We start from the raw sequence: 24,678 nt of genomic DNA on the forward strand, positions 1-24,678 counted from the left end.
AATTCCGCCTATCAAGGCAGATTGTCCTTCAAGAATATGTCGAGACGAATGCGCTCCTGCGCGGCAATGAAGCCAAGCCCGTCGGCCTTCGCCTTCAGCACCCGGATGGCGCTGCGCACCTCATGGCCGGCATCCTGGTTGAGAACGGCATCGATCGTCCCGTCAGTCAGCGCCCCGCGCGTGCTCTCGGTCAGCTCATGGGCAATCACGGTCAGTGTGCGCTCCTGGTGCCGCGCCTTCAAGGCGCGGATCAGGCCGCGATTGCCGGCGCCAAGGCTGTAGATCCCGATGATGCGATCGTTCGAGCCGAGCGCGTCGGAGATCAACGCATAGGCCATATCGGGATCGTCGCGGCCTTCCAACACGGACAGGAGATTGAGGGAGGGAAACTCCTCACTCATCACCTGGGTAAAGCCTTCCAGGCGTTCGCGGTGGTCGCGCACCATCATCGAACCGGCAAGAACAGTAATGTCGCCGGCCTTGCCGCCGAGAAAGCGGCCGAGCAGGCGCGCAGCGGTGCGACCGGCGGCGATATTGTCGACGCCGGCATAGTGGCAGCGGGACGATCCCGTGAGATCGGAGACGAGCGTCACGACGGGGACACCTGCGGCAACCAGCCGATCGACCACTGCCAGCACCTCCGGCGCATCCGCAGCAACCAACGCAACGCCGGCCGGCTTTTCTTCCGCCAGCCGCTCGAGCTCGGCGACGAGCGCCTGCGGGTCGAAGGCAGGCACCTCGCGAATATGGATGTCGGTGCGTTCCGTTCCCGAACGGATCATCGCCTGGCGCACTTCGTTATGGAGGCCATGCATGAAGGAATTGTCGCTGGTCGGAAGAATGAAGACAAGCGGATAGACCCGGCCCTTCGCGAGATTGGCGGCGGCAACGTCCCTGATATAGCCGATCTCCCGGATCGCCTCCTCGACGCGCTTGCGCGTCACCTCGCGCACACCGGCGCGCTGGTTCAGCACCCGGTCGACAGTCGCAAGACTGACGCCCGCGGCAGCGGCTATATCGTGAACGGTCGGCCTCATCGCTCCTCCTGACGAGACCATTAGATCAGAATTTGATGTACGTAAATCAAAAAGTCGCCGAAGCCGCCATTTTCAAATTTGGCGCAAATGAAAAAGGCTCCGCGAGGGAGCCTTTTTCGAAGAATGGATGAGCTCAGTGACCGCCGCCACCGGCAGCGCCGGGCTGCGGAGGTCTCGGCTTGCTGATTACCATCGTTCCGAAGATCATCGCGATGAACAGCACGGTCAGCAGCATGAAAACATCCCCGAAGGACATGATCATTGCCTGCTGCTCGACGATATTGACCATCTGCTTCAATGCGCTCTGGGATGCGTCGAGCCCTGCGGCGGCATTGTTTGCGGTCATGCTGTTCATCTGGTCGAGCGCCATCGGGTTGCCCCAGTGAACGTTGTCGCGCAGACGGAAGTAATGCTGGTCCTGCCTCGTCGTCAGCAAAGTGTTGATGATCGCCAGCCCGACCGCGCCACCGAGATTTCTGGTCAGGTTGAACAGGCCGGAGGCGCCGCGCATACGCGCCGGTGGCATGGTGCCGAGCGCGATATTGTTGATCGGCACCATGCAGAGCATCAGGCCGAAGCCGCGCAGGATCTGCGGGATAAGCAGTTCCCAGAAGTCCCAGTCGGCCGTCAGGCCCGTCATTATATAGGTGCCCGAAGCGAAGCTCGCGAAGCCGATCGCCATCAGGATGCGAAGATCGAACTTGCCCGACAGGAAGCCCGCAAGCGGAGCGGTGAAGAACATCGCAAGGCCGGAGACGAACATCGTCTCGCCGATCATCAGTGAATCGTAACCACGGATACGACCGAGATAGACCGGATAGATATAGGTGAGCCCATAGAGCCCGATCCCCATGACGAAGGAGAACATCGAGCCGAGCGCGAAATTCTTGTTTGAGAAAGCCCTGAGGTCGACGATCGGGAAGTCCACCTTGAAGGCGCGATAGAAAAACACCACGGCGCCAACCGCCGATGCGATTGCGCACCAGACGATAATGTCGTCGTTGAACCAATCCTTGGTATTGCCCTCTTCGAGCACGTATTCCAGCGCGCCCAGGAAGACCGCCATGGACAGCAGGCCCCACCAGTCGAACTTCTTCATCAGAGACAGCTCGGGCTTGTCGAAATCGATGAAGTTCCAGGTCACGATGGTGACGATGATGCCCGGAGGAATGTTGACGAGGAACAGCCAGTGCCACGAAAAGGCATTGCTGAGATAACCGCCGACGGTCGGACCGATTGTCGGTGCCAGCGTCGCGATGAGGCCGATGATCGGAGACACCACATTGCGCTTAGACGCCGGAAAGATCGTGAAGGCCGCAGCAAAGACGGAAGGGATCATGCCACCGCCGATGAAGCCTTGGATGGCGCGGTAGATGATCATCTGGTCGATATTGGTCGCGGTCGCGCAAAGCGCGCTCGACATCGTGAAGCCTGCGGCAGCAGCGGCAAACAAATAGCGTGTGGATATGATGCGGCCGAGCGTGCCCGAGAGCGGGATCATGATGACCTCCGCGATCAGGTAGGAGGTCTGCACCCACGGAATTTCATCCGAACCCGCACCGAGGCCTGCCTGAATTTCAGACAACGAGGCCGATACGATCTGAATATCGAGGATCGACATGAACATGCCGAGGACCATCGCGAAAAACGCGATGAGGCGCCGCGGGTCCATGTGCTCGGAAGCCGGAGCCCCAACGGCTTGGCCCGAAGTTGCGCTCGGGCCTGCTGTTGTCGTTGCGGAAGCCATCAGGCGTCTCCTTCGACGGCTTAGTTCTGTGCGTCCGGCGCCGTGCGGATATCGACATCCACCACCACGCTGAGACCTGCGCGCAGGCGTCCGGAGTCCAGCGCATCTTGCGGGATGGCGATACGAACCGGCACGCGCTGGATGACCTTGGTAAAGTTGCCGGTCGCGTTTTCAGGCGGCAGCAGCGAGAAGACGGCGCCGGAGGCAGGTGCCAGCGACTGGACGGTGCCGACGATCGGCTTGCCGCTGTAGGCGTCGACATAGATATCGACCTTGGAGCCCGGAACCAGATGCTGGATCTGCGTTTCCTTGAAGTTGGCGTCGATATAGAGCTGCTTCGTCGGAACGATCGCCATCAGGCGGTTGCTCGACGTGACGTAATCGCCTTCCTGAACCGAGCGGTTGCCGACGACGCCGTCATAAGGCGCCTTCAGCACGGTGAAGGAGAGGTCGCGAGCGGCCTTGTCGCGCGCCAGCTGGAGCTGGCGGATCGTGCCTTCGGCCTCACGGCGTTGCGATTCAAGAATCGTCACATTCGCCTGCGCCGATGCAATGGCTGCATCGCCGCCAATGAGATTGGCCTTGGCCTGGTCAAGGGCGATGTTGGCGCTGTCGAGCGAAGCCGTCGTGCCGGCAGACTTCGACTGAAGGTCGCTTGCACGCTGCTGGGTGATCTGGGCGCCGCGCACGGTTGCCTCAAGCGCGACCTTCTGAGCCTGAGCCTGTTGCAGGCTGGCCTGGCCGCCGGCGATCTGGGCGTCGAGACGCTGTAACGAGAGCTGCTCGGTGTCGAGCGAGGCCTGTGCTTGGTCGAGCGCGATCTTGTAGTCGCCGTCATCGAGGGTCGCCAGAACATCCCCGGCCTTGACCTGCTGGTTGGCAACGACATTGACCTTGGCGACATAACCCGTCACCTTCGGAGAAATGGTTGCGATATCGCCTTCTATATAGGCGTCGTCGGTGGACACCATGAAGCGCCCGACCGTCCAGTAGTTATAGCCGTACCAGCCGCCGCCAGCGATGGCGAGCAGAGCGATGATCGGCAGGACGGGGCTGCGGCGCTTTTTCGGCGCGACCGGCGCTGCAACTTGTGCAGGCGCAGGTGCAGGGGCTTCTGCCCTTGCCGGAGCTGCAGGATTGCCGCGCGCATCCGCGGTGGGGGCTTCCGCGGATGCGCCGGCTTCCTGAGCGACTTCATCGTCAGTGGAGTCGCTGACGATGCGCGCTACAGAATTCTTTTGCGTGGACGACATAGGGCCTGTACCAAACTCTTGAGGTAAATTTGATCGAACTGAACGGTTCGGTTCAGTTGACATAGAGCGTTTTTAATCGCATATCAAGTCTTACCGAACCAATCGGTTCGATTTGGTTAAAGATTCTTCGGAAAGTGGATGACCCAGGAGATTATGACAGACAAAGTTAATATGCGTGCGGAGGAGACCCACCCTTCGACTGCCGGCCGTTGGGCTGCGGGCGAGGATCCGGCGAAACGCCAGCAGATTCTGGACGGCGCCAAGCGCGTCTTCATGAAGATGGGCTTCGATGCAGCCAGCATGAACGATGTCACCCGCGAGGCGGGAGTCTCCAAGGGCACGCTCTACGTCTACTTCGACAACAAGGAAGAGCTCTTTACGGCAATGGTCGAAAACGAGCGCGCCGCGTTTCTGGCCTCGATGCGCACGACGCTTGCCGAACATGACGATGTCGAAGCCGGTCTTTACAAGTTCGGCATGAATTTCGTGACGCACATGACCGACGAGAAGGTCATCAGCGCAATGCGAACCGTTCTCGGCGTCCGCGACCGCATGCCTGCGCTCTGTCAGCGCTTCCTCAGGGGACCGGAGAACCTGCTCACCGTCGTACGCGAGTTCCTGACGGAGCATGTGGCCGCTGGACAATTGAAGATCGATGATCTCGATCTGGCAGCCGGCCAGTTTCTCGATCTCGCGAGCGGTGGCTTCTTCAAGCTGCGGCTCTTCGGCAGCATGGAAACCGCACCCTCACATCAGGAAATCGATCGGGTCATCACGGGCGCCGTTCGCGTTTTCATGGCCGCCTATGGCGTCCGCCACGGCCAGACGGAAGCCTAAAAACACCCGCGGCGCTTGCAGCAAAAATTTCGCCCCTTACATTAGCGACGCCGAACGCTAGTGTGGGGGACATAGCTAATGCAGGATATATTGTCGCTTATCCAGGATCCGTCCGCCTGGATAGCCCTCGTGACGCTTGTGGTGATGGAAGTGGTGCTTGGCATCGACAACCTCATCTTCATCTCGATTCTCACCAACAAGCTGCCGCCAGAACAGCGCGAGCGCGCCCGCCGCGTCGGCATCAGCCTTGCGCTTATCATGCGCCTTGCATTGCTGGGCACCGTCGCCTGGATCGTCCGGCTGACGGAACCCGTCTTCGACATTGCCGGACACGGCTTCTCCTGGAAGGACGTCATCCTGATCGCCGGCGGCCTGTTCCTTGTCTGGAAGGCCACCAAGGAAATCCATCACAATGTCGATCCCGCCGATCACAACGAGGATTTCATCGCAAAATCCGCGACATCGGGCTTCGCATCCGCGATTGGCCAGATCCTCCTGCTCGACCTCGTCTTCTCGGTCGACAGCATCATCACCGCCGTCGGCATGACGCCGCATCTGCCAATCATGTTCGTCGCCGTTATCGCGGCAGTCACCGTCATGCTTGTCGCAGCGACACCGCTTGCCAATTTCATCGAGAAGAACCCGACCATCGTCATGCTGGCGCTCGCCTTCCTGCTGATGATCGGAACGACCTTGATTGCCGACGGCATGGGCTTCCATGTCCCCAAGGGATACATCTATGCGGCAATGGCCTTCTCGGCGCTCGTCGAGGTGCTGAACATGGTGGCCAGAAACAGGCGGGAAAGAAAGCGAGTGCACTGACGCAGCCTTCGGTCTGGGTGCTCGAACCGTGCCGTCGGCGCGGTTTTTCTTGACGAGCAGAGTTGAATATGGCCTAAGGCCAGCCAAACGGACAATTGGCGGATGAGGCGGCTTTGCGCCCTTTTCCAGCCGGTTTCCTGATCCAGATACTCACATTCCTTGTGGCCGGCAGCGCTTCCTAAGAAGCCACCGGCTTTTATAACGGGCAAACAGAGATGACCACATCAGGCGTTCGCGTCCGCATCGCACCCTCCCCGACCGGCGAGCCGCATGTCGGCACGGCCTATATCGCGCTGTTCAACTATCTTTTCGCCAAGAAGCACGGCGGCGAATTCATCCTGCGCATCGAAGACACCGATGCCACCCGCTCGACGCCGGAATTCGAGACGAAGGTTCTGGACGCGCTGAAATGGTGTGGCCTGGAATGGAAGGAAGGCCCGGATATCGGCGGCCCCTATGGCCCCTATCGCCAGTCCGACCGCAAGGACATGTACACACCCTACGGCCAGGAACTGCTGGACAAGGGTCATGCCTTCCGTTGCTTCTGCACGCCGGCGCGGCTGGAACAGATGCGCGAGGCCCAGCGAGCCGCGGGCAAGCCGCCGAAATATGACGGGCTTTGCCTGAGCCTCACCGCCGAGGAAGTCACATCCAAGATGGCGGCGGGCGAAAGCTCCGTCATCCGCATGAAGATCCCGACCGAGGGCTCCTGCGACTTCACCGACGGCGTCTACGGCGATGTCTCGATCCCGTGGGACTCGGTCGACATGCAGGTGCTGATCAAGGGCGACGGCATGCCGACCTATCATATGGCCAACGTCATCGACGACCATCTGATGAAGATCACCCACGTCGCACGCGGCGAGGAATGGCTGGCCTCGGTGCCGAAGCATATCCTGCTCTATCGCTATTTCGGCTGGGAGCAGCCTGTCTTCATGCACCTCTCGCTGATGAGGAATGCCGACAAGTCGAAGCTGTCGAAGCGCAAGAACCCGACCTCGATCTCCTATTACACGGCGCTCGGCTATATCCCCGAAGCGCTGATGAACTTCCTCGGCCTGTTCTTTATCCAGATCGCTGAAGGCGAAGAGCTTCTCAGCATGGATGAGCTCTCCGAAAAGTTCGATCCGGAAAACCTGTCCAAGGCCGGCGCGATCTTCGACATCCAGAAGCTCGACTGGCTGAACGGCCGCTGGATCCGCGAAAAGATGTCGGAAGAAGAGTTCCAGCATCGCGTGCTGACCTGGGCGATGGAGAACGACCGCCTGAAGGCCGGCCTCGCGCTGTCGCAGTCGCGCATTTCCAAGCTCGGCGAACTGCCCGATCTCACCGGCTTCCTGTTCAAGTCGGACCTGAACCTCGATCCCGCCTCCTTCGCCAAGATCAAGTCGACGCCGGAAGAACTGCTGGAAATCCTCAATACCGTCCAGCCGGATCTCGAAAAGATCCTCGAATGGAACGTCGAGACGATCGAAGCCGAGCTGCGCGCCATTGCAGACCGCATGGGCAAGAAGCTGAAGGTCATCGTCGCGCCGCTCTTCGTTGCCGTGTCCGGCTCGTCACGTTCGCTGCCGTTGTTTGACTCCATGGCGATCCTCGGCCGCTCCGTCGTGCGTCAGCGGCTGAAGCTGGCAGCGCAGACGGTGGCGTCGATGGTTGGAAGCGGAAAGTAAAACGCGAGCGGAAAAGCCCCTCCCCCTTGTGGGGAGGGGTTGGGGAGGGTCTTCTTTCAAAGCAAACCCCTCCCCTCCGCTTCGCTCCGACCCTCCCCACAAAGGGGGAGGGTTAGCGCCGAGCCAGCAGCTGCGCTTCGAGCACTGAACCGTAGATTTAGAATTCATGCCGCATCGATGAGGCAAATGAGATGAACGAAAAGACCGAAACCACCCTCTCCTCCGACGCAACGGAAGTCCGCGCGCAAAAGCTGAAATTGCTGCGCGAGCAGATCGGCGATGTCTACCCCGCACATTTTCACCGCACCATCACCAACGGCGAGCTGGCGGCCAAGTATGAAAACCTGGAGCCGGATACGGAAACGCAGGATGTCGTCACCGTCGCCGGTCGTGTCTATTCCTCGCGCAATTCCGGCATGTTCATGGACATCCATGATGCCGGCGGCAAGATCCAGATCTTCTCCCACAAGGACGTGACCCCGGAAGAAGCGCGCAACATGCTCGCCATGATCGACATCGGCGACATCATTGGCGTGACCGGCACGGTGCGCCGCACCAAGCGCGGCGAGCTGTCGATCAACGCCCGCGAAATCACCATGCTGACCAAGTCGCTGCTGCCCATGCCGGAAAAGTGGCATGGCCTGTCTGATATCGAGCTGCGCTATCGCAAGCGCCACCTCGACATCATGACCAATGAGGACTCGAAGCTCCGCTTCCAGCAGCGCTCGAAGATCGTCTCAGGCATCCGCCGCTTCATGGAAAACGACGGCTTCATGGAAGTCGAAACGCCGATGCTGCATTCCGTCTATGGCGGCGCGACGGCAGAGCCTTTCAAGACGCATCACAACACGCTGAAGCTCGACATGTATCTGCGCATCGCGCCGGAACTGTTCCTGAAGCGCACGCTGGTTTCGGGCCTTACCGATAAGGTTTTCGAGATCAACCGCAACTTCCGCAACGAAGGCGTCTCCACCAGGCACAACCCCGAGTTCACCATGATGGAGTGCTACTGGGCTTATGCCGACTACGAGGACATCATGGACCTCGTCGAGCGCATGTTCGAGACGCTGGCGCTGTCGATCCACGGCAAGACCGAATTCACTTTCGGCGACAAGGAAATCTCCTTCAAGGGTCCGTTCAAGCGCGTACCGATGCCCGACGCCGTCAAGGAAGTGACAGGCATCGACTTCCTGGCGATGAAGACGGACGAAGAAGCGCGCACCGCCGCCAAGGCTGCCGGCTTCGAAGTCGAGAAGGACTGGACCTGGGGCGAATGTCTCGCCTTCATCTTCGAGGAGAAGGTCGAGGGCACGCTGATCCAGCCGAGCCACGTCACGCATTTCCCGAAGGACATCTCGCCCTTCGCCAAGGAAGTGCCGGGCGAGCCGCGCCTCGTCGAGCGTTTCGAGACCTATTGCAACGCCTGGGAACTCGGCAACGCCTTCTCGGAACTGAACGACCCCGAAGAACAGCGCAAGCGCATGGTCGAGCAGCTGGAGCAGGCCCATGCCCGCGGCGAGCTTGCCAAGCAGCTCGACGATGAATTCCTCGACGCCATCGACCAGGGCATGCCGCCCGCAGGCGGCCTCGGCATCGGCGTCGACCGCCTGATCATGCTTCTGACCAACGCCCCGTCTATCCGCGACATCATCCTCTTCCCGGCCCGCCGCAACAAGGCCGACTGAGGAAAAGAGCGATCCAATATCAAGCCGGCCACCGAAAGGTGCGCCGGCTTTTTTGTGTCAGGTAGCAAATGCTGCCAGTGGCAGCTTATGGACCGTTGCAGTCGCTCAGGCGCCTGAGAATATTTTCTCAGCTCTCGGCTTCCGGTGAACGAGTATTGGTTTTCAACCTATCTGCTCGTTCCGCAGTGAATAGTGTATTCCAGTCAGACATAACGCTGTAAAAAAGGTTGGCATCCAACCATTCTTCCTTGATCGTGCCGGTTAGATCGTCAGGCGACTCTGTATTGACGAAGGCGATAATGCGTACGCGGCTTCCGACATCGAACTGCAGAACGTGGCTTCCGTCATCAAAAGTCTCGTCCCCGTCTGGAGCCCATATCACCGCGCTCGTATATATAGCCTCGACAAACTCTTGCCGTGACAGTCCGACGTAATCCCGCCGCGGAGTGTCGCGATAGATGGCATCAAGATAGGCTTCAGCGACGTCAGCGGCGTGATAGTCGGTTGGGAAAGGCGACATATGCATTCCCCGCCGCCGCAATCTGGCTTCCACTTCATTGAATGAGCATCCGAGGCAAGAAGCGTCAGGCTCCTTAACTCCGAAGGCTCGGCCACCGACATGGATGACAAAAAATCCCAGTGCCATCTGGCCGGGGTTTTCCAATGCCTCGGTGATTTCGCTTTCGATCGCGAAAACGCTGGGATCGCCCGCTATCATCGACTGCCCTCACAGCCTTTCAGATCGCATAATCGGACGATAAGGCACAGCCTGCAAAGGAGGCAGTCGGCCGACGCGCATTAGAGAAACACCTGTTCTACGCGGCCCTCGCCGTCCCAAGCATTGGCCATTTCAATCACATCTTCAAGCGATTCATCGGGATGCGACGTCGTACAGAGAAATCGCCTTGGATCATTGCCGGCACCGAAAACGATCCAGTCCACGCGATCTTCCAGCATGTTCGCATCGGGTCCCACAATTGCCAATAAAGACACGCCCTCAGCAAGGCAACGTTCGACGAACGCTTCAAGAAGACTGTCATTCGCGAGAGGGCTATGGAGAATTAGTTTACGAGAAATGGCCATGACTACACGGGTTAAATTAGGAGCCGGATGACCACAATGGCGAGAATCTGCCGCTTACGGCCCAGCGGAACCGCCAATGCCATTTACGCCTAATTTCGCTTTTCCATGCAAGGTGTTTTAGTTCGTTACCGCCTAGGCTCGTCACATGTCACAAGCAGGGAAGTATATGAAACTGTTCGGTATAGTTTTGTTATCACTGGGAGCGTTGAACACGGTTGCGAACGCAGAGGATACAAATTCCCAGTGCCACAATGAAATGGTGCTTTTAACGATCTGGCAGAGCCCAAATCTCATCAGTTACGCTGACTATTCAAGCAGCACGGCAACGCTAAGAGTTGATAGCCGCAGCTGGCTGCAGACACCAGCTGCCGCACATCAACAGATCGGGCTCGCGGCGTATTGCATTGTTCACAGTCGCTACCCTGAGGGCAAAGTTATAATCGTTGGGTCTTCAGATGAAGATTTTGGCCTCGCCGAAGCTGGCATTTGGCATGACAGACTCTTCGGCAAATGAAGTTGCAGTAGCCACCGGAATTGCCGGTGGCATTTAGTGCCCAATTCCGCTTTTTCCGCGCGAGATGCTTTAGTTCGTCACCGGCGAACGCCGCTGGCTGGCGCCCGTTGTCTGCGGATCGGTGCCGACGCGGGATGCCTCCGCGTCCTCGGTCTGCGCTGAAATGTTCTGCTGCAGGGCCGGGTTTGGCTCGGCGCTGGCACCGATGAAACCGGTGCTTTCTTCAGCGGGCTTTACATGACTTTGCTCAGGTGCCGGATGCTGCTCCGGCGGCTTGTCGGGTTCGGGCACCTTTTCGGGCTTGGCCTCGGCCTTCTCGGTCGCGTGGCCCTTGTCCTTCTTGCCCTTCTCCCCCTTGCCGCCATCCTTCGACGCTTCCGCGGCAACGGGATCGAGGCAGTCGCTGGTATCCTTGAGTGACGCAACGACGCCGTCGATATCCTTCGGCATCATGTCGACGTGCTCGCCGTAAAACAGCCCCTCGTCGCTGGCGCCGCCATTATAATAGCGTGCGGTATAAGGCACCGTCACGCTCCCGTCGCCGACTTTTGCAGGGTCGGGCACATAGATGACATCGGCGCCCAGGGCGCGACCGCGGATATCGGAACGCAACGTCGGACCATTCTTGTCCAGCACCACGACCTGAACGAGATCGGGCTTCTGCTGGTCATAAATGAATTTCGCAACCCGCAACGCCGTCTTGACGCGGGTAAGTCCATCCGTCGGCGCCGTGGTGATATATTTGCGGACCCACAGATGATTTTGCTTGCGGATCGTAACCAGGTTGACGTCGGTGCAAGTCAGGCCATCAGCGGATGGTGCCGACAGACCGATATATTTCTCAGCACCAAGATAAACGGCAAGGGCGCCGGAACCACCCATCAACAGAGCGGCGCCGCCGATAATAATGACTAGTTTCCGGGAGGGCCGGAAAATTCGCAGTAAGGCCTTCACGCCAACTGCTCCGCCATAAAGCACCCCAATGCCATACGATTATCGGTGCGAGGCTAAAGAAATGACGTTTCGGAATACTTAAGGAGGCACCATGCTAAAACCGACTCACGCCTTAGTTACCAAAAAAAGTCAGGTCACTTTCAGCTATGAAAACCAATAACTTCGCGATCAAAAGCGACGCACATTCATATTGGCGCGTGTGAAAAATATTGCTGAAACACAATCAAAAGATGTGTTTTTATCTTTGCTTTCAACGATGGGGACTCACGGCATCCACACAGGCGCTTTGAGCGATGCTTGCCTGTCCCGATAATCGCATGATTTAACACGCCATGGCATTCACCTTAAGACAGCTTCAGTATTTCGTGGCCGTGGCCGAGCAGGGCTCGGTAACCCGGGCTGCGCAGAACCTGTCGATCTCGCAATCCTCTGTTACCGAAGCCCTGAAGGAGCTGGAAACGGACCTTGGCGTCGATCTTTTCGACCGCCATCCCCGCGGCCTGTCCATCACCCATAACGGCCATCAGTTCCTGCGCCACGCGACGAAGATTCTCGCGACAGTCTCGGATGCGCGAACGAGCTTTTCCGGCCAGCGCAGCGAGCCGGGCGGAACGCTGAACATCGGCGTCACCTCGCTGGTCGCAGGCTATGTGCTTTCGGATATGCTGGCGCGCTATCGGCGCGCCTGCCCGGAGGTCGAGGTCAGCGCCATCGAGGACAATGGCGGCTATCTCGAACATCTGCTCGTCGGCGGCGAGCTGGATGTTGCCGTCATGGTCATCTCCAACCTGCGCGACCGCATGGCGCTGCAGGCCGAGATCCTCGAAACCTCGCCCTATCGCCTCTGGCTGCCGATGGGCCATCCGCTTGTCTCGGCCGACATCATCTCCGTCGCCGATATCACCCGCGAGCCGCTGATCATGCTGACGATCGACGAGATCGAGGAGAATACCGGCAAGTTGCTGTCGGCGCTTGGCGCCCGCCCCCACGTCGCCTTCCGCACACGCTCCGTCGAGGCGGTGCGCAGCCTGGTGGCGACCGGCGCCGGCGTGGCGTTGCTCCCCGACCTTGTCTATCGCCCCTGGTCGCTGGAAGGCGACCGCATCGAAAGCCGCGACGTCTCCGGCTCCCTGCCCGTCGTCCAGGTCGGCATCGTCTGGCGCAAGGGCTCCAGCCTGCCGCAGGCGGCGCGGGATTTCATCGGCATCGCCGAAAGCATGCGATCCGGACGACAAAGGTGATATCGGAATTTCCGATATCGGCGTTCTGATAAATCAGTTTGCGAATGCGGCGAAATCAAGCCACCCTTTTCCCGGGAACAAAACGCCACAAAGTGGCTCGAAAACCGGGAGACTCCGATGAAGCACTTGCTGAGATCATGCACTGCTGCGCTTGCGGCAGTGAGCTTTGCCACACAGGTCATCGCCGCCGAGCCGCTGAAGACGCTCGGAAAGGGTGAAGGCGCGGTCAGCATCGTGGCCTGGGCCGGCTATATCGAGCGCGGCGAGAGCGACAAGAATTACGACTGGGTGACCGACTTCGAAAAGGAAACCGGCTGCAAGGTCTCCGTCAAGACGGCCGCCACGTCAGACGAGATGGTGTCGCTGATGAACGAGGGCGGCTTCGACCTCGTCACCGCGTCGGGCGACGCGTCGCTGCGCCTCGTTGCCGGCAAGCGCGTCCAGCCGATCAACACCGATCTGATCCCGAGCTTCAAGAACGTCGACCCGCGCCTGCAGAACGGACCCTGGTACACGGTGAACGGCGTTCACTATGGCGTTCCCTATCTCTGGGGACCGAACGTGCTGATGTACAATACCGATGCCTTCAAGGATAAGGCGCCGACCAGCTGGAACGTCGTCTTCGAAGAGCAGACATTGCCCGACGGAAAATCCAACAAGGGCCGCGTCCAGGCCTATGACGGCCCGATCTACATTGCCGACGCCGCTCTCTACCTGATGGCCCACAAGCCCGAACTTGGCATCAAGGACCCATACGAGCTGAACGAAGACCAGTACAAGGCGGCCCTTGACCTGCTGCGCGGCCAGCGCAAGCTCGTCTCCCGCTACTGGCACGACGCCATGATCCAGACGGACGACTTCAAGAACGAAGGCGTGGTTGCCTCAGGCTCCTGGCCTTTCCAGGTCAACCTGCTGCAGGGCGACAAGCAGAAAATCGCATCCACATTCCCCGAGGAAGGCGTAACCGGCTGGGCCGACACGACAATGCTGCATGTCGACAGCGAGCATCCGAACTGCGCCTATATGTGGATGGAACATTCGCTGCAGGCCAAGGTCCAGGGCGACGCCGCCGCCTGGTTCGGCGCCGTCCCCTCCGTCCCGGCCGCCTGCAAGGGCAATGCGCTGATGGGCGATACTGGCTGCGCCAATAACGGCCTCGATCATTTCGACAAGATCAAGTTCTGGAAGACGCCGGTTGCCAAGTGCGCAACGCAGAGCGAATGCGTGCCCTATCATCGCTGGGTGTCGGACTATATCGGCGTCATCGGGGGACGATGACACCTGAATGTGGGGCAAGTCCCCTCCCCAACCCCTCCCCACAAGGGGGAGGGGCTACAGATGGCGCCCATCTCGCCCAAGCTCGAACTCTGAATGATTGGCGGGAGCGCGCGGCAAGTTAAGCCCCTCCCCCTTGTGGGGAGGGGTTTGGGGCGGGGTCCAACGCCCGCACTGCCCCCAATACGTGAAATCGGAGCCCAAACCCATGACATCAGCCGTCCGTTTCCAGAAGGTCTCCCGTCACTTCGGCCAGGTGCGTGCCGTCGACGGTGTCGATCTCGATGTCGCGCCGGGCGAATTCTTCGCGATGCTTGGCCCCTCCGGCTCCGGCAAGACCACCTGCCTTAGGCTCATCGCCGGCTTCGAACAGCCGACCTCGGGCCATATTGAGATCTTCGGCGAGACTGCCGAGGGCGTGCCGCCCTATCGGCGCAACGTCAACACCGTCTTCCAGGACTATGCGCTCTTCCCGCATCTGAACATCCTCGACAATGTCGCCTATGGGCTGATGGTCAAGGGCGTGGCGAAGGAGGAACGCAACCGCGCCGCTGAGCAGGCGCTCGAGCTCGTCAAACTTCCGGGCTACGGCGCCCGCAAGCCCGGCCAGCTCTCCGGCGGCCAGCGTCAGCGCGTGGCGCTTGCCCGCGCCCTCGTCAACAAGCCGAAAGTGCTGTTGCTCGACGAACCGCTCGGCGCGCTCGATCTCAAGCTGCGCGAGCAGATGCAGGAGGAGTTGAAGAGCCTGCAGCGGGCGCTCGGCATTACCTTCGTCTTCGTCACCCACGACCAGGGCGAGGCGCTCTCTATGGCCGATCGCGTCGCCGTCTTCAACAATGGCGGCATCGTCCAGCAGGGCACGCCGCAGGATATCTACCAGCGGCCGAAAACCCGTTTCGTCGCCGATTTCGTCGGCTCGTCCAATATCATTGCCCCGGAAACCATGCTTGCGCTCGGCGGTGAACGACGCTGGGCGAGCCTGCGCCCCGAAGCCATCCGGCTGGCATCGGGCGAAGGCGTCGCGGCGACGGTTGCCAGTGCGAGCTTCCTCGGCGCAGCGACCCGGCTTTCCGTCGAAACGCAAGGCGCAAAGCTGCATGTGACGATGCCGGCGAGCCAGCCGGTTCCAGAGACCGGCGCATCCGTCCGCCTCGCCTGGCAGCCGGCCGATATCCACTATATGGACGACGCAGCATGAATGCCGTGACCGCCACGTCTATCGCCGCCGCGCCGGCGACCTCGATCCTGCCAGGCCGAGGCGGTTTCTTCGGCCGGCTCTCGGATCTTTTCTGGCGGCGTCCGAAACTGCTCTTGTTCCTTATGCTGACGCCGCCGCTGCTCTGGCTCGGCATCATCTATATCGGCTCGCTGATCGCGCTCTTGCTGCAGAGCTTCTTCTCGATCGACGATTTTTCGGGGATGGTGAACTACGAGTTCACGCTCTCGACCTATGCCCAGCTACTGGTGTCGGCCAATTTCGACATCATCGTCCGCACGATTATCATGGCGGCGCTGGTGACGATTGCGTCTGCCTTCGTCGCCTTCCCCATCGCTTATTATGCCGCCCGCTATGCCCAGGGGAAATGGAAGGCGCTGTTCTATCTCGGCGTCATGCTGCCGCTCTGGTCGAGCTATCTCGTCAAGGTCTATGCCTGGAAGCTGATCCTAGCCAAGGAAGGCATCCTCACCTGGCTCTTCGAGCGCCTGCAACTCAGCTGGCTGCTCGACGGCGTGCTGGCCCTGCCCGTCATCGGCGGCAACTCGCTGTCTGTCAGCTATATCGGAACCTTCCTTGTCTTCGTCTATATCTGGCTGCCCTACATGATCCTGCCGACGCAGGCGGCACTGGAGCGGGTACCGGGAAACCTGCTGGAAGCCTCGTCCGATCTCGGTGCCACGCCGCGCCAGACCTTCCGCACCGTGCTTCTGCCGCTCGCGCTGCCGGGCATCGTCGCCGGTTCGATCTTCACCTTCTCGCTGACGCTCGGCGACTACATCATTCCGCAAATCATCGGCTCGTCCCGTCTCTTCATCGGCCAGGCGGTCTATGCCCAACAGGGCACGGCCGGAAACGTGCCGCTCGCCGCCGCCTTCTCGGTCGTCCCGATCGTCATCATGGCCATCTATCTCTGGATCGCCAAGAAACAGGGAGCTTTCGATGCGCTCTGACCGTAGCCAAAGATCACCGCTTCTGCTGAGGCTCGGCGCTGCCGGCGGCCTTGCCTTCCTGCACCTGCCGATCCTCCTGATCTTCGTCTATGCCTTCACGACGGAGGAAAAGAGCTACCAGTGGCCGCCACCGGGCTTCACTCTGCAATGGTTCGGCATTGCCTGGAACCGGCCTGATGTATGGCAGGCGCTCGCGCTTTCCGTACAGGTCGCCGTCATCGCGACCGCGATCGCGCTGGTGCTCGGCACGCTCTGCGCCGCCGCCGTCAGCCAGACGAAGTTCTTCGGCCGCGAGGGCATATCGCTGCTAGTCATCCTGCCGATCGCGCTGCCCGGCATCATCACCGGCATCGCGCTCAGGTCCGCCTTCAGCCTGCTCGATATCCCCTTCTCGGTCTGGACGATCGTGCTCGGCCACGCCACCTTCTGCGTCGTAGTTGTCTACAACAATGCCGTCGCCCGCTTCCGCCGGACGTCGGGTTCGCTGATCGAGGCCTCGATGGACCTCGGCGCCGACGGCTTCCAGACCTTCCGCCATATCATCCTGCCGAATATCGGCACGGCTCTGCTTGCCGGCGGCATGCTCGCCTTCGCGCTGTCCTTCGACGAAGTCATCGTCACCACTTTCACCGGCGGCCAGCAGATGACGCTGCCGATCTGGATGCTGGAAGAGCTGATCCGCCCGCGCCAGCGCCCGGTCACCAATGTCGTCGCCATGGTCGTGGTGCTCGTCACCTTCCTGCCGATCCTGGCAGCCTACTATCTCACCCGCGACGGCGACCAGATCGCCGGCGGCGGCAAATAAACGAGGAGAACATGATGGATACCGCAATGCTGATTGGCTCACGTTTCGAAGCTGGCACCGAGACTGAGGAACACATCCTCAACCCGAAGACAGGCGAGACTGTTGTGAACCTGCCCGAGGCATCGCTCGGCCAGATCGAAGCCGCCGTCGACGCTGCGGAAAAGGCCTTCAAGAGCTGGGCGCAGACGACGCCTGGCCAGCGCTCGACCTATCTGCTCCGGATCGCCGATGCGATCGAGAAGGATGCGGAGGGATTTGCGGCGCTGGAGGCGCTGAATTGCGGCAAGCCGATCAACGCCGTGCTCAATGACGAGATCCCCGCCATCGTCGATTGCTATCGGTTCTTTGCCGGCGCGGTGCGCAACCTGCATGGCCCGGTCGCCGGCGAATATCTCCCCGGCCACACCTCGATGATCCGCCGCGATCCGATCGGCATCGTCGGCTCCATCGCGCCCTGGAACTATCCGCTGATGATGATGGCCTGGAAGCTGGCGCCCGCCATCGCCGGCGGCAACACCGTCGTCTTCAAGCCTTCGGAACAGACGCCCCTTACGGCGTTGAAGATGGCGAAGCTGCTGGCGGATATTCTTCCCGAGGGTGTCGTCAACGTCATTCTTGGCCGCGGTGAAAGCGTCGGCAACGCGCTGATCAACCATCCGAAGATTTCGATGATTTCGATTACCGGCGATGTCGCGACCGGCAAGAAGGTGCTGCAGGCAGCCGCAAAGACAGTGAAGCGCACCCATCTCGAACTCGGCGGCAAGGCGCCCGTCATCGTCTTCGACGATGCCGATATCGACGCAGTTGTCTCGGGCATCCGCACCTTCGGCTATTATAATGCCGGCCAGGACTGCACCGCCGCCTGCCGCATCTATGCCGACGCAAAGGTCTACGACAAATTCGTCGCCGATCTCTCTTCGGCCGTCTCCTCGATCAAATACAACCTTGCCGACGACACGGAAAACGAGATCGGCCCGCTGATCTCCAAGCGCCAGCGCGACCGCGTCGAAAGCTTCGTCACGCGTGCCAGCGAGCACAAGCATATGGAAATCACGACAGGCGGCAAGGTCTCCGGCGACAGAGGCTTCTTCTACGCCCCGACCGTAATCGCGGGCGCCACACAGGATGACGAGATCGTCCGCCGCGAGGTCTTCGGACCCGTGGTCTCCGTCACTCGCTTCACCGATGTCGAGGATGCCGTCACCTGGGCGAATGACAGCGACTATGGCCTTGCCTCGTCGGTCTGGACCAAGGACATCAGCCGCGGCATGCAGACGGCCGCTCGCCTTCAATACGGCTGTACCTGGATCAACACCCACTTCATGCTGGTCAACGAGATGCCGCATGGCGGGCTCAAGCAATCGGGCTACGGCAAGGACATGTCGGTCTATGCGCTGGAGGACTACACCGCCGTCCGCCACGTCATGATCAATCATGGGTGAGGCGCGGTCAGGCGAAGCCTGAGCCAAAGCGAAGGGCCGGCACGTCTCTGCCCTTCGCTTATCTGGCCGGATCACGAAACCTTTTCCCGGCAACACGGTTACCGCTGGAGCAATCATTCGGCCGATTGATCCGTGCGGAGCTCTGAATGGGTTATGTCTCGAAAGCGACCATATCGGTGGCGGCAATTGTGGGCGCCGTCACCTTCTCGCAGGCACCGGAATTCGCCCAGCAGTACCGCCAGAGACTGGGCGGCGCGCTGGATGAACTGCGTGTCATCGTCGACGATTTCGATCATGACGCCCGGCAATACAACCTGACCCGCGAAAGCGCGCTGGCCCTTTTCTCCGCATCGAAGGAAAGCTTCGTCCAGGCGCGCGGCACCTCGATGCGCAACACGCTTGACCGGTACCAGAAACTGTCGGACCAGGTTGCGGACATGAACAGCACCGCTCCAGTCCTCCGGCCGTTTATCGTCATTTCCGACCCCGACGAAATGATCGTCCGCAACGCCTGGAGCGACTTCGTCCCCGCCATTCCAGTCACCCTCTCGGAAATCGCCTGGGGCGGAATAGGCGCCTTGTTCTTCGGCGGAATAGCTGGATTTTTTGCCCTGTTCGGGCGCAGGCAGGTGAGGCGACAGCCCGGCCTCAGATAGCGCGACCTGCGGCTAGATTGTTATTCGCGTGGAACAATTTTCCTGGTTCAGCGTCTTTGATGGGTGCAACACAGAGGAAATTGCCATGCTCAAATGGGCTCTTATATTCTTCGTCATTTCGATCGTCGCCGGCTTCTTCGGCTTCTCCGGCATTTCGGCGGCAACGGCCACGATCGCCCGCGTGCTCTTCGGCATCGCGCTCATTATCTTCCTGATTTTCCTCGTATTGGCGCTCATGGCGGGTAATGCCGTCTTGTAAGTGATGGCAAACAAAAGACCTGCTACGTTCAAGGCTGAAGCCGGAAAACGAAGCGGGTCTCCTCTTCCGAGGAAGTCAGCTCAAGCGACCCGCCATGTGCCCGTGCAATTTCCGAGGCGATATATAGGCCCAATCCCAAACCTTGTCGGCTCTGCTGGGCAGAAGCGCGGAAAAAGGGCTTGAAGAGATGGGCTCGAATGTCCTCTGGGATGGAAGTCCCCTGATTGGAAACTGAAAGCTCGTAGACGTCCCCTGACATGACGGATTGAACCCGGATGGCGCCGTCCGGTGTCCCGTGTGTCACGGCATTCACAAGAAGGTTCGAAAGCAACTGGCCAACGCGGCCGGGATCGCAGTGAATCGTGACGTCCGCAAGGTCACTCTCTATTTTGCGATCGGGATGTGCCGAGCGAATTTCTGCAACCACCTGTTCGAGCATCGGCCTGAGTTCTACCTGACCGGCCTTTTCGATCGCCAATCCGCTGCCGAGGCGTCCGCGGGCAAAATCCAGCACATCGTCGATCAAGACGGACATCCTCTGAACGCTGCTTTGCATCAGATCGAGGATCGAGATCGCCTTCTCCTCGAGCGGCGTTCGCCGCATCATTTTCACGCCTGCATCGATGGAAGCCAGTGGATTCCTAAGGTCATGGCCAAGAACGGCGATAAACTGTTCGCGGATGTCCGCTTCGCGCCGTTCGATCTTCAGATCACTCTCACTGGTCAGCAGCCGCTGGTTCGCATCCAGATGAAAGGCGATAAGATCGGCGAAAAGCTTGAACATGCCCACGATTTCCACGGTGTTCAGCTTTCGTGGAACGCGGTCGATCGCGCAGAGGGTCCCGAAAAAGGATCCGTCCGGCAGGGTAATCGGCATGGAGATATAGCTTTGCAGACCGTAGATCGCCGGCGTGTGATGGTGGGAATAGATCGGGTCTTCAGCGACGTTATCGATGATAACGGCCTCGCGATGCTGCCGGATCTCGTTGCATATCGTGGTCTCGATCTTCAGTTCGCCGCCAGGTGCCAGTCCGAAAGCGATCTCATCGCGAACGCCGCAGGCGATCCACCGATCCTCGGTAACGCGGGCAACTGCGGCAAAACCCATACCTGTGGTCCGACATACGACTTCCAGAATCGTGGGAACGGCATCGATGCGCGACACCGCGTCGACGGAGACAAGAGGATCATCGTTCAAATGCTGACGTTCCACAGTTCAATCGAGTGACTCCCACTCGGATGACGCATTCCCGATCGGAATACATCCCGATTGACATAGTGCGGAGCCACGAAATGGAAATAACCGGCGGCTTTGTACTTTGCGGGAGACTGCGACTACCCACCAACTATCTCAAGCGATGTCGTTTGTACCATGCCCGATATAGGTCGGCCGCTGGCGGAGACGATCGAAATAGGCGCTGACTGCCGGCAGGTCCGGCCGCTCGATAGGCGTCTGCAGCCAGCGATTGACCGAAAGGCCGATGACGATGTCCGCCAGCGTGAAGTCCCCTCGCGCGACATAGAGGCCCGCCGCCGAGAGATGCCGCTCAAGGATGCCCATATTCGCATTCCAGTCCCCGGCACTCGCGGCGATCAACGCCGGGTCATCGTAGCCCGGAATTCGGCGTGCAAGGGCGAGAAAGGCGTATCGCCAGGAGGTATTGAGCTCAGTCGCCTGCCAGTCCATCCACCGCTCCACCAGGGCGCGGCTCCAGGGATCGGTCGGCAGAAGATCGGTCCGGCCGTATTTGCCGGCAAGGTATCGGCAGATCGTGTTGGATTCCCACAGGATGCCGTCTTCGTTCTCGATAACGGGAACGAGACCGCGCGGGTTCTTGGCAAGAAATTCCGGCGTCTTCGTCGATGCGAATCCGATGCCCCAATCCTCGCGCTCATAGCGAATGCCGATCTCGTCGCAGGTCCACAGGACTTTACGCACGTTGATCGAAGATGCTTTTCCAAGGATACGAAGGACCGACATGCACTCACCTCTGCTCGCTGCTCTCGCTTCTATCCAAAGAGGGGAGATAAAGCAGCGGCAAACATGTCACCGCTACAACAAGCTTGCCCCGACATTGATCGCGAGCGCCAGGATCGTCGTGTTGAAGAGGAACGACAGCACGGAATGCAACAGCGCCAGCCGCCGCATCGGCATGGTGGCAATAGCGACGTCAGCCGTCTGTGCCGCAACGCCGATGATGAAGGAGAAATAGAGAAAATCCCAATAAATGGGCTCGTCTATGTGCTCCGGAAAGATGATGGCCGGCTTGGCTCCCGGATCGGCATAAAAGCGATGCGCGTAGTGGGTCGTAAACAACGTGTGCAGGAAAACCCAGGAGATCAGGATGGTCAGGAAGGCGACCCCGGCCTGAGCTGCGGCGGCACCGGGGGCTGCATCCTTCACGCCGGTCAATTCCAGTGCGATGCCGGCGATGCTCGCAAGTGCCGCGAGAATGGAAAGCGCAAGAACGAGCGAGTCCGAAAAATCGAGATCGGCGGAGCGCCGGCGAATGCGACGCACATCGGCCGTCAGCATCCGGTACCAGGTAAGCACGATATAGACCGCCGCACCGACGTTCCAGCTTGCCAGGAAATTGCCGGCATTGAAGCGGCCGGATGTCAGGAGGGCGAAGACCACGATACTGGCGATAACGGCTACCGCGACAGCGAAATGCTTGTGAAAGAGGGCCATGGCGGGAGACCGCGCCTGCCGCTGATTGTCTTGCGACATGAAAATATTCCGCTCCGTTTTCGCCCCTCGACAACGCATTGATATAACTTTTGCATTGGCCGGGACAAGGCAATCGCCGAAACGAAAAGACCCCGCCGGGGCGGGGTCTTTGTTGTTGTGATCGATAGCGACCTCAGCCTGTCCAGCCGCCGTCGATGACGTGGATCTGGCCGGTGGTGAACCCTGCCTCGTCGCCGGCGAGATAGGTGACCAGCGCGGCGATTTCCTCGGCGGTCGCAATGCGGCCCATGGGCTGGCGCGCGATGAAATCCTTCAGCGCCTTGTCATAGTCGCCCGTGGCGCGCAGGCGGTCGTGCAGCGAGGGGCTGTCGACGGTGCCGGGGCAAATGGCATTGGCGCGGATACCCTTGGTGACGAAATCGGCAGCGATCGACTTGGTGAGCCCGATCACGGCTGCCTTGGAGGCGCAATAGGCAAAGCGGTTCGGCACGCCCTTCACGCTAGAAGCAACCGACGCCATGTTGACGATCGAGCCCTTGCCCTTTTCCAGCATGCCCGGCAGGAAGGTCCGGCAGGTCATATACTGCGCCTTGGCGTTGAGATTGAAGGAGAAGTCCCAGTCCTTCTCTTCGCAATCGAGGATCGTGCCCGCATGGACGAAACCAGCGCAATTGAAGAGCACGTCGATAGCGCCGATCTTCCCGGCGAATGCCTTGACCGCCCCGCCGTCCAATACGTCGAGAACATGCGTTTCGGCGCCTTCCAGTGTCGAGAGCGTTTTCTCGTTGATATCGGTCGCGATCACGCGGGCACCCATCGAGATGAAGCGCTCGGCGCTCGCACGGCCGATGCCCTGGCCCGCCGCAGTAATCAATACGGTCTTGCCCTCAAGTCCGTGTCCCATTGTCTCGGTCCTTTCTGTCAGATTCCGGTCTTAAATGATTGCGCAAAGAGCGTGTTCAGCTTTTCCAGCATGACACTATGACGTTCGCCGTCACGCAGTCCATGGGTCAGAACATCAGATGCGTCCTGTTGGAATGCCATGTAGCCATCATGCCGCGGCCGAACGAAAGCACCCTCCAGCGTGGCGCGCGTATTTCGATAGAAATTGAGCGTCCGGGCATTCACCGCCTCGCTCACCCAGGCATCGGAATGACCCGGCTGCCCATTGGCGGCGGCGTAAATGCCGGCTTGAACTGGACCGCTGGCAATCCAGCGTGCAAAGGCTTTCGCCTCCTCGGGCGACTGCGTCTTTGCCGATACCGCAATGCCGGTGCCGCCAAGCGCCGAGCCGTTGGCAGGACGCCCGCCGATCACTGGAATATCGGCAAAGGCGATGCGCACCGGGCGGAATTTCTCGAAGGAATAGCTGACATAGCCGTAGATGAAGGGGGCGACGTCATAGGGGCAGTCCGGCTCCGACATCAGATCGAGCACGGCGATCGGGTCCATCTCGTAGCAGGACTTGTCCATGCCCTTGACCAGACGCGCCATCCAATCGAGCACGATCTCGCCGTCGGCCTCAGCGATCAGTTCCGGCCCTTCGACCTTGCAGGGGAAGCCCAGGTGAGCAGCCAGCGTATAGAAGGTCATCAGCGAATGCGGCGGACGCATCGGTAGGATGACCCTGCCCTTTTCGACCAGTGTCGCGATCTCGCGCAGATCCGTGACAGGGCCTTCCAGCCGGTCCGGCCGGTAAGCCTGAACTTGCGTTGCCGCATCGATCGGAAAGGCCCATTGGCGCCCCTGCCAATTGTAGCTCGGATAGGAGCGCCCGACGGTGCCTGCCGCAATCGCCGCGAGTTCCGCGTCATGCTTGCCGTCGTCGAGCGGCAGCAGGCAATCCTCGCGGGTGATCTGGCCGACATGCGGATGGTCGATGACAATCAGGTCATAGGCTGCCGCCAGCTCCTCGACCGCGAAGGATTCGAAATCCTGCAGCGAGCGCTTCTCCCATGTGATCTCGACGCTGGTCTGTTCCAGCCAGGCCTTGGAGCAGGCCACCATCGGATCATAGCCGCGCGGATGCGACCAGGTCATTCCCTTGAGTTTCGTCATCAATCTTCTCTCAAACTTCCGTGGTTGGCGATTTGCGCTCGACAAGCAGGATATGGTCGGCGGCCAGCACGACTTCATTGCGCTGGTTCAGCACTTCGCAGCGCTCGACGACGCGGCCCTGCGACGGCCGCTTCGGATCGTCTTCCTTGGCAGAAATCGTCACCCGCGTGCGGATTGTGTCGCCGATATGGACCGGCCGGATGAAGCGCAGCCGGTCGTAGCCGTAGGAGAAGGCAACCGGATTGATCAGCGAGGCCGTCAGCCCGACGCCGATTGCAAAGATCATCGTGCCATGCGCGATACGCTGCCCGCCGGGTAGCGTCTTGGCGAATTCGGCATCCATGTGATGCGGGAAGAAATCGCCGGTATGGCCGGCATGGACGACGAAATCCGTCTCGGTGATCGTCCGACCCGTGGTGATGCGTTCGGAATTCAGTTCGTAGTCTTCGAAATAGATGGTCTGTTCTGCCATGTCC

Annotated in this window: 25 protein-coding genes; 13 read left to right on the forward strand and 12 right to left on the reverse strand. The window is 60.0% G+C overall.

Going from position 1 to position 24,678, the window contains the following annotated elements; all coding sequences use genetic code 11:
* Window positions 1-11: 11 nt before the first annotated feature.
* The 3 genes from DTW90_RS05610 to DTW90_RS05620 all read right to left on the reverse strand — a co-directional run bounded on the left by DTW90_RS05610 (window position 12) and on the right by DTW90_RS05620 (window position 4,037).
* Window positions 12-1,037, reverse strand: a complete 1,026-nt coding sequence (locus tag DTW90_RS05610; protein WP_149336894.1) for a LacI family DNA-binding transcriptional regulator — start codon at window positions 1,035-1,037, stop codon at window positions 12-14.
* 133 nt (window positions 1,038-1,170) lie between these two features.
* Complete coding sequence (locus tag DTW90_RS05615; RefSeq protein WP_245512882.1) at window positions 1,171-2,709, reverse strand: DHA2 family efflux MFS transporter permease subunit; 1,539 nt, start codon at window positions 2,707-2,709, stop codon at window positions 1,171-1,173.
* 95 nt (window positions 2,710-2,804) lie between these two features.
* The gene (locus tag DTW90_RS05620; RefSeq protein WP_132525302.1) at window positions 2,805-4,037 is read right to left on the reverse strand and encodes an HlyD family secretion protein; all 1,233 of its coding nucleotides are present in this window, start codon (window positions 4,035-4,037) and stop codon (window positions 2,805-2,807) included.
* Window positions 4,038-4,190: 153 nt separating this feature from the next.
* Here DTW90_RS05620 and DTW90_RS05625 point away from each other — a divergent pair, with 153 nt between their 5' ends.
* The 4 genes from DTW90_RS05625 (at window position 4,191) to lysS (ending at window position 9,054) form a co-directional block, all read left to right on the forward strand.
* Window positions 4,191-4,874 (forward strand): TetR/AcrR family transcriptional regulator, encoded by a 684-nt coding sequence (locus DTW90_RS05625; RefSeq protein WP_132525300.1) that lies wholly within the window; start codon window positions 4,191-4,193, stop codon window positions 4,872-4,874.
* 78 nt (window positions 4,875-4,952) lie between these two features.
* Window positions 4,953-5,696 carry a TerC family protein gene (locus DTW90_RS05630; RefSeq protein ID WP_132525298.1) on the forward strand — a complete coding sequence of 248 codons (744 nt, stop codon included), beginning with the start codon at window positions 4,953-4,955 and terminating at the stop codon, window positions 5,694-5,696.
* 215 nt (window positions 5,697-5,911) lie between these two features.
* The gene (gene gltX, locus DTW90_RS05635) at window positions 5,912-7,369 is read left to right on the forward strand and encodes a glutamate--tRNA ligase (protein WP_132525296.1); all 1,458 of its coding nucleotides are present in this window, start codon (window positions 5,912-5,914) and stop codon (window positions 7,367-7,369) included.
* 191 nt (window positions 7,370-7,560) lie between these two features.
* Window positions 7,561-9,054 carry a lysine--tRNA ligase gene (lysS, locus tag DTW90_RS05640; RefSeq protein ID WP_132525294.1) on the forward strand — a complete coding sequence of 498 codons (1,494 nt, stop codon included), beginning with the start codon at window positions 7,561-7,563 and terminating at the stop codon, window positions 9,052-9,054.
* A gap of 127 nt (window positions 9,055-9,181) precedes the next feature.
* Here lysS and DTW90_RS05645 read toward each other — a convergent pair whose 3' ends face one another.
* Together DTW90_RS05645 and DTW90_RS05650 are read right to left on the reverse strand one after the other, a co-directional pair.
* A complete protein-coding gene (locus tag DTW90_RS05645; RefSeq protein WP_149336898.1) occupies window positions 9,182-9,772 on the reverse strand; it encodes an Imm42 family immunity protein in 591 nt (196 codons plus the stop codon).
* Window positions 9,773-9,852: 80 nt separating this feature from the next.
* Window positions 9,853-10,137, reverse strand: a complete 285-nt coding sequence (locus tag DTW90_RS05650) for a hypothetical protein (protein WP_149336900.1) — start codon at window positions 10,135-10,137, stop codon at window positions 9,853-9,855.
* A gap of 166 nt (window positions 10,138-10,303) precedes the next feature.
* On the opposite strand from DTW90_RS05650, the gene DTW90_RS05655 reads away from it, so the two are divergent.
* Window positions 10,304-10,651: a hypothetical protein gene (locus DTW90_RS05655; protein ID WP_149336902.1), complete on the forward strand. Its 348-nt coding sequence runs from the start codon at window positions 10,304-10,306 to the stop codon at window positions 10,649-10,651.
* Between the two features lie 69 nt (window positions 10,652-10,720).
* Here the strand turns inward: DTW90_RS05655 and DTW90_RS05660 are convergent, their stop codons facing one another.
* Entirely contained in the window at window positions 10,721-11,605 is an 885-nt protein-coding gene (locus DTW90_RS05660; protein ID WP_149336904.1) for a hypothetical protein, read from the reverse strand.
* Window positions 11,606-11,937: 332 nt separating this feature from the next.
* Between DTW90_RS05660 and DTW90_RS05665 the strand changes: the two genes are divergently transcribed.
* The 8 genes from DTW90_RS05665 to DTW90_RS05700 all read left to right on the forward strand — a co-directional run bounded on the left by DTW90_RS05665 (window position 11,938) and on the right by DTW90_RS05700 (window position 19,452).
* On the forward strand, window positions 11,938-12,846 hold the full coding sequence (locus DTW90_RS05665; RefSeq protein WP_132525288.1) for a LysR substrate-binding domain-containing protein: 909 nt from the start codon (window positions 11,938-11,940) through the stop codon (window positions 12,844-12,846).
* A gap of 117 nt (window positions 12,847-12,963) precedes the next feature.
* The gene (locus DTW90_RS05670) at window positions 12,964-14,124 is read left to right on the forward strand and encodes an ABC transporter substrate-binding protein (RefSeq protein ID WP_149336906.1); all 1,161 of its coding nucleotides are present in this window, start codon (window positions 12,964-12,966) and stop codon (window positions 14,122-14,124) included.
* A gap of 205 nt (window positions 14,125-14,329) precedes the next feature.
* The gene (locus tag DTW90_RS05675) at window positions 14,330-15,319 is read left to right on the forward strand and encodes an ABC transporter ATP-binding protein (RefSeq protein ID WP_149337063.1); all 990 of its coding nucleotides are present in this window, start codon (window positions 14,330-14,332) and stop codon (window positions 15,317-15,319) included.
* A complete protein-coding gene (locus DTW90_RS05680; protein WP_132525284.1) occupies window positions 15,316-16,290 on the forward strand; it encodes an ABC transporter permease in 975 nt (324 codons plus the stop codon). The genes DTW90_RS05675 and DTW90_RS05680 overlap by 4 nt, the downstream gene beginning before the upstream one ends.
* On the forward strand, window positions 16,280-17,095 hold the full coding sequence (locus DTW90_RS05685; protein WP_132525282.1) for an ABC transporter permease: 816 nt from the start codon (window positions 16,280-16,282) through the stop codon (window positions 17,093-17,095). The genes DTW90_RS05680 and DTW90_RS05685 overlap by 11 nt, the downstream gene beginning before the upstream one ends.
* A 14-nt stretch (window positions 17,096-17,109) precedes the next feature.
* On the forward strand, window positions 17,110-18,537 hold the full coding sequence (locus DTW90_RS05690) for a gamma-aminobutyraldehyde dehydrogenase (protein ID WP_149336908.1): 1,428 nt from the start codon (window positions 17,110-17,112) through the stop codon (window positions 18,535-18,537).
* Between the two features lie 146 nt (window positions 18,538-18,683).
* A complete protein-coding gene (locus DTW90_RS05695; protein ID WP_149336910.1) occupies window positions 18,684-19,193 on the forward strand; it encodes a DUF2937 family protein in 510 nt (169 codons plus the stop codon).
* Between the two features lie 85 nt (window positions 19,194-19,278).
* On the forward strand, window positions 19,279-19,452 hold the full coding sequence (locus DTW90_RS05700) for a DUF1328 domain-containing protein (protein WP_132525278.1): 174 nt from the start codon (window positions 19,279-19,281) through the stop codon (window positions 19,450-19,452).
* Window positions 19,453-19,480: 28 nt separating this feature from the next.
* Here the strand turns inward: DTW90_RS05700 and DTW90_RS05705 are convergent, their stop codons facing one another.
* The 6 genes from DTW90_RS05705 to DTW90_RS05730 all read right to left on the reverse strand — a co-directional run bounded on the left by DTW90_RS05705 (window position 19,481) and on the right by DTW90_RS05730 (window position 24,674).
* Window positions 19,481-20,650, reverse strand: coding sequence for a GAF domain-containing sensor histidine kinase (locus DTW90_RS05705; RefSeq protein WP_246664890.1), 1,170 nt, complete (start codon window positions 20,648-20,650; stop codon window positions 19,481-19,483).
* 153 nt (window positions 20,651-20,803) lie between these two features.
* The gene (locus DTW90_RS05710; protein WP_149336912.1) at window positions 20,804-21,433 is read right to left on the reverse strand and encodes a glutathione S-transferase; all 630 of its coding nucleotides are present in this window, start codon (window positions 21,431-21,433) and stop codon (window positions 20,804-20,806) included.
* Between the two features lie 72 nt (window positions 21,434-21,505).
* Window positions 21,506-22,183 (reverse strand): DUF1345 domain-containing protein, encoded by a 678-nt coding sequence (locus DTW90_RS05715; RefSeq protein WP_149336914.1) that lies wholly within the window; start codon window positions 22,181-22,183, stop codon window positions 21,506-21,508.
* A 133-nt stretch (window positions 22,184-22,316) separates the two neighbouring features.
* Window positions 22,317-23,048 carry an SDR family oxidoreductase gene (locus DTW90_RS05720; protein WP_132525272.1) on the reverse strand — a complete coding sequence of 244 codons (732 nt, stop codon included), beginning with the start codon at window positions 23,046-23,048 and terminating at the stop codon, window positions 22,317-22,319.
* A gap of 17 nt (window positions 23,049-23,065) precedes the next feature.
* The gene (locus tag DTW90_RS05725) at window positions 23,066-24,202 is read right to left on the reverse strand and encodes an extracellular solute-binding protein (protein ID WP_188079875.1); all 1,137 of its coding nucleotides are present in this window, start codon (window positions 24,200-24,202) and stop codon (window positions 23,066-23,068) included.
* 10 nt (window positions 24,203-24,212) lie between these two features.
* Window positions 24,213-24,674 carry a MaoC/PaaZ C-terminal domain-containing protein gene (locus DTW90_RS05730; RefSeq protein ID WP_132525268.1) on the reverse strand — a complete coding sequence of 154 codons (462 nt, stop codon included), beginning with the start codon at window positions 24,672-24,674 and terminating at the stop codon, window positions 24,213-24,215.
* Window positions 24,675-24,678: the final 4 nt, after the last annotated feature.

Origin of the sequence: Neorhizobium sp. P12A (genome assembly GCF_008365395.1) — a bacterium.
In the GTDB taxonomy this organism is placed as follows: domain Bacteria; phylum Pseudomonadota; class Alphaproteobacteria; order Rhizobiales; family Rhizobiaceae; genus Rhizobium.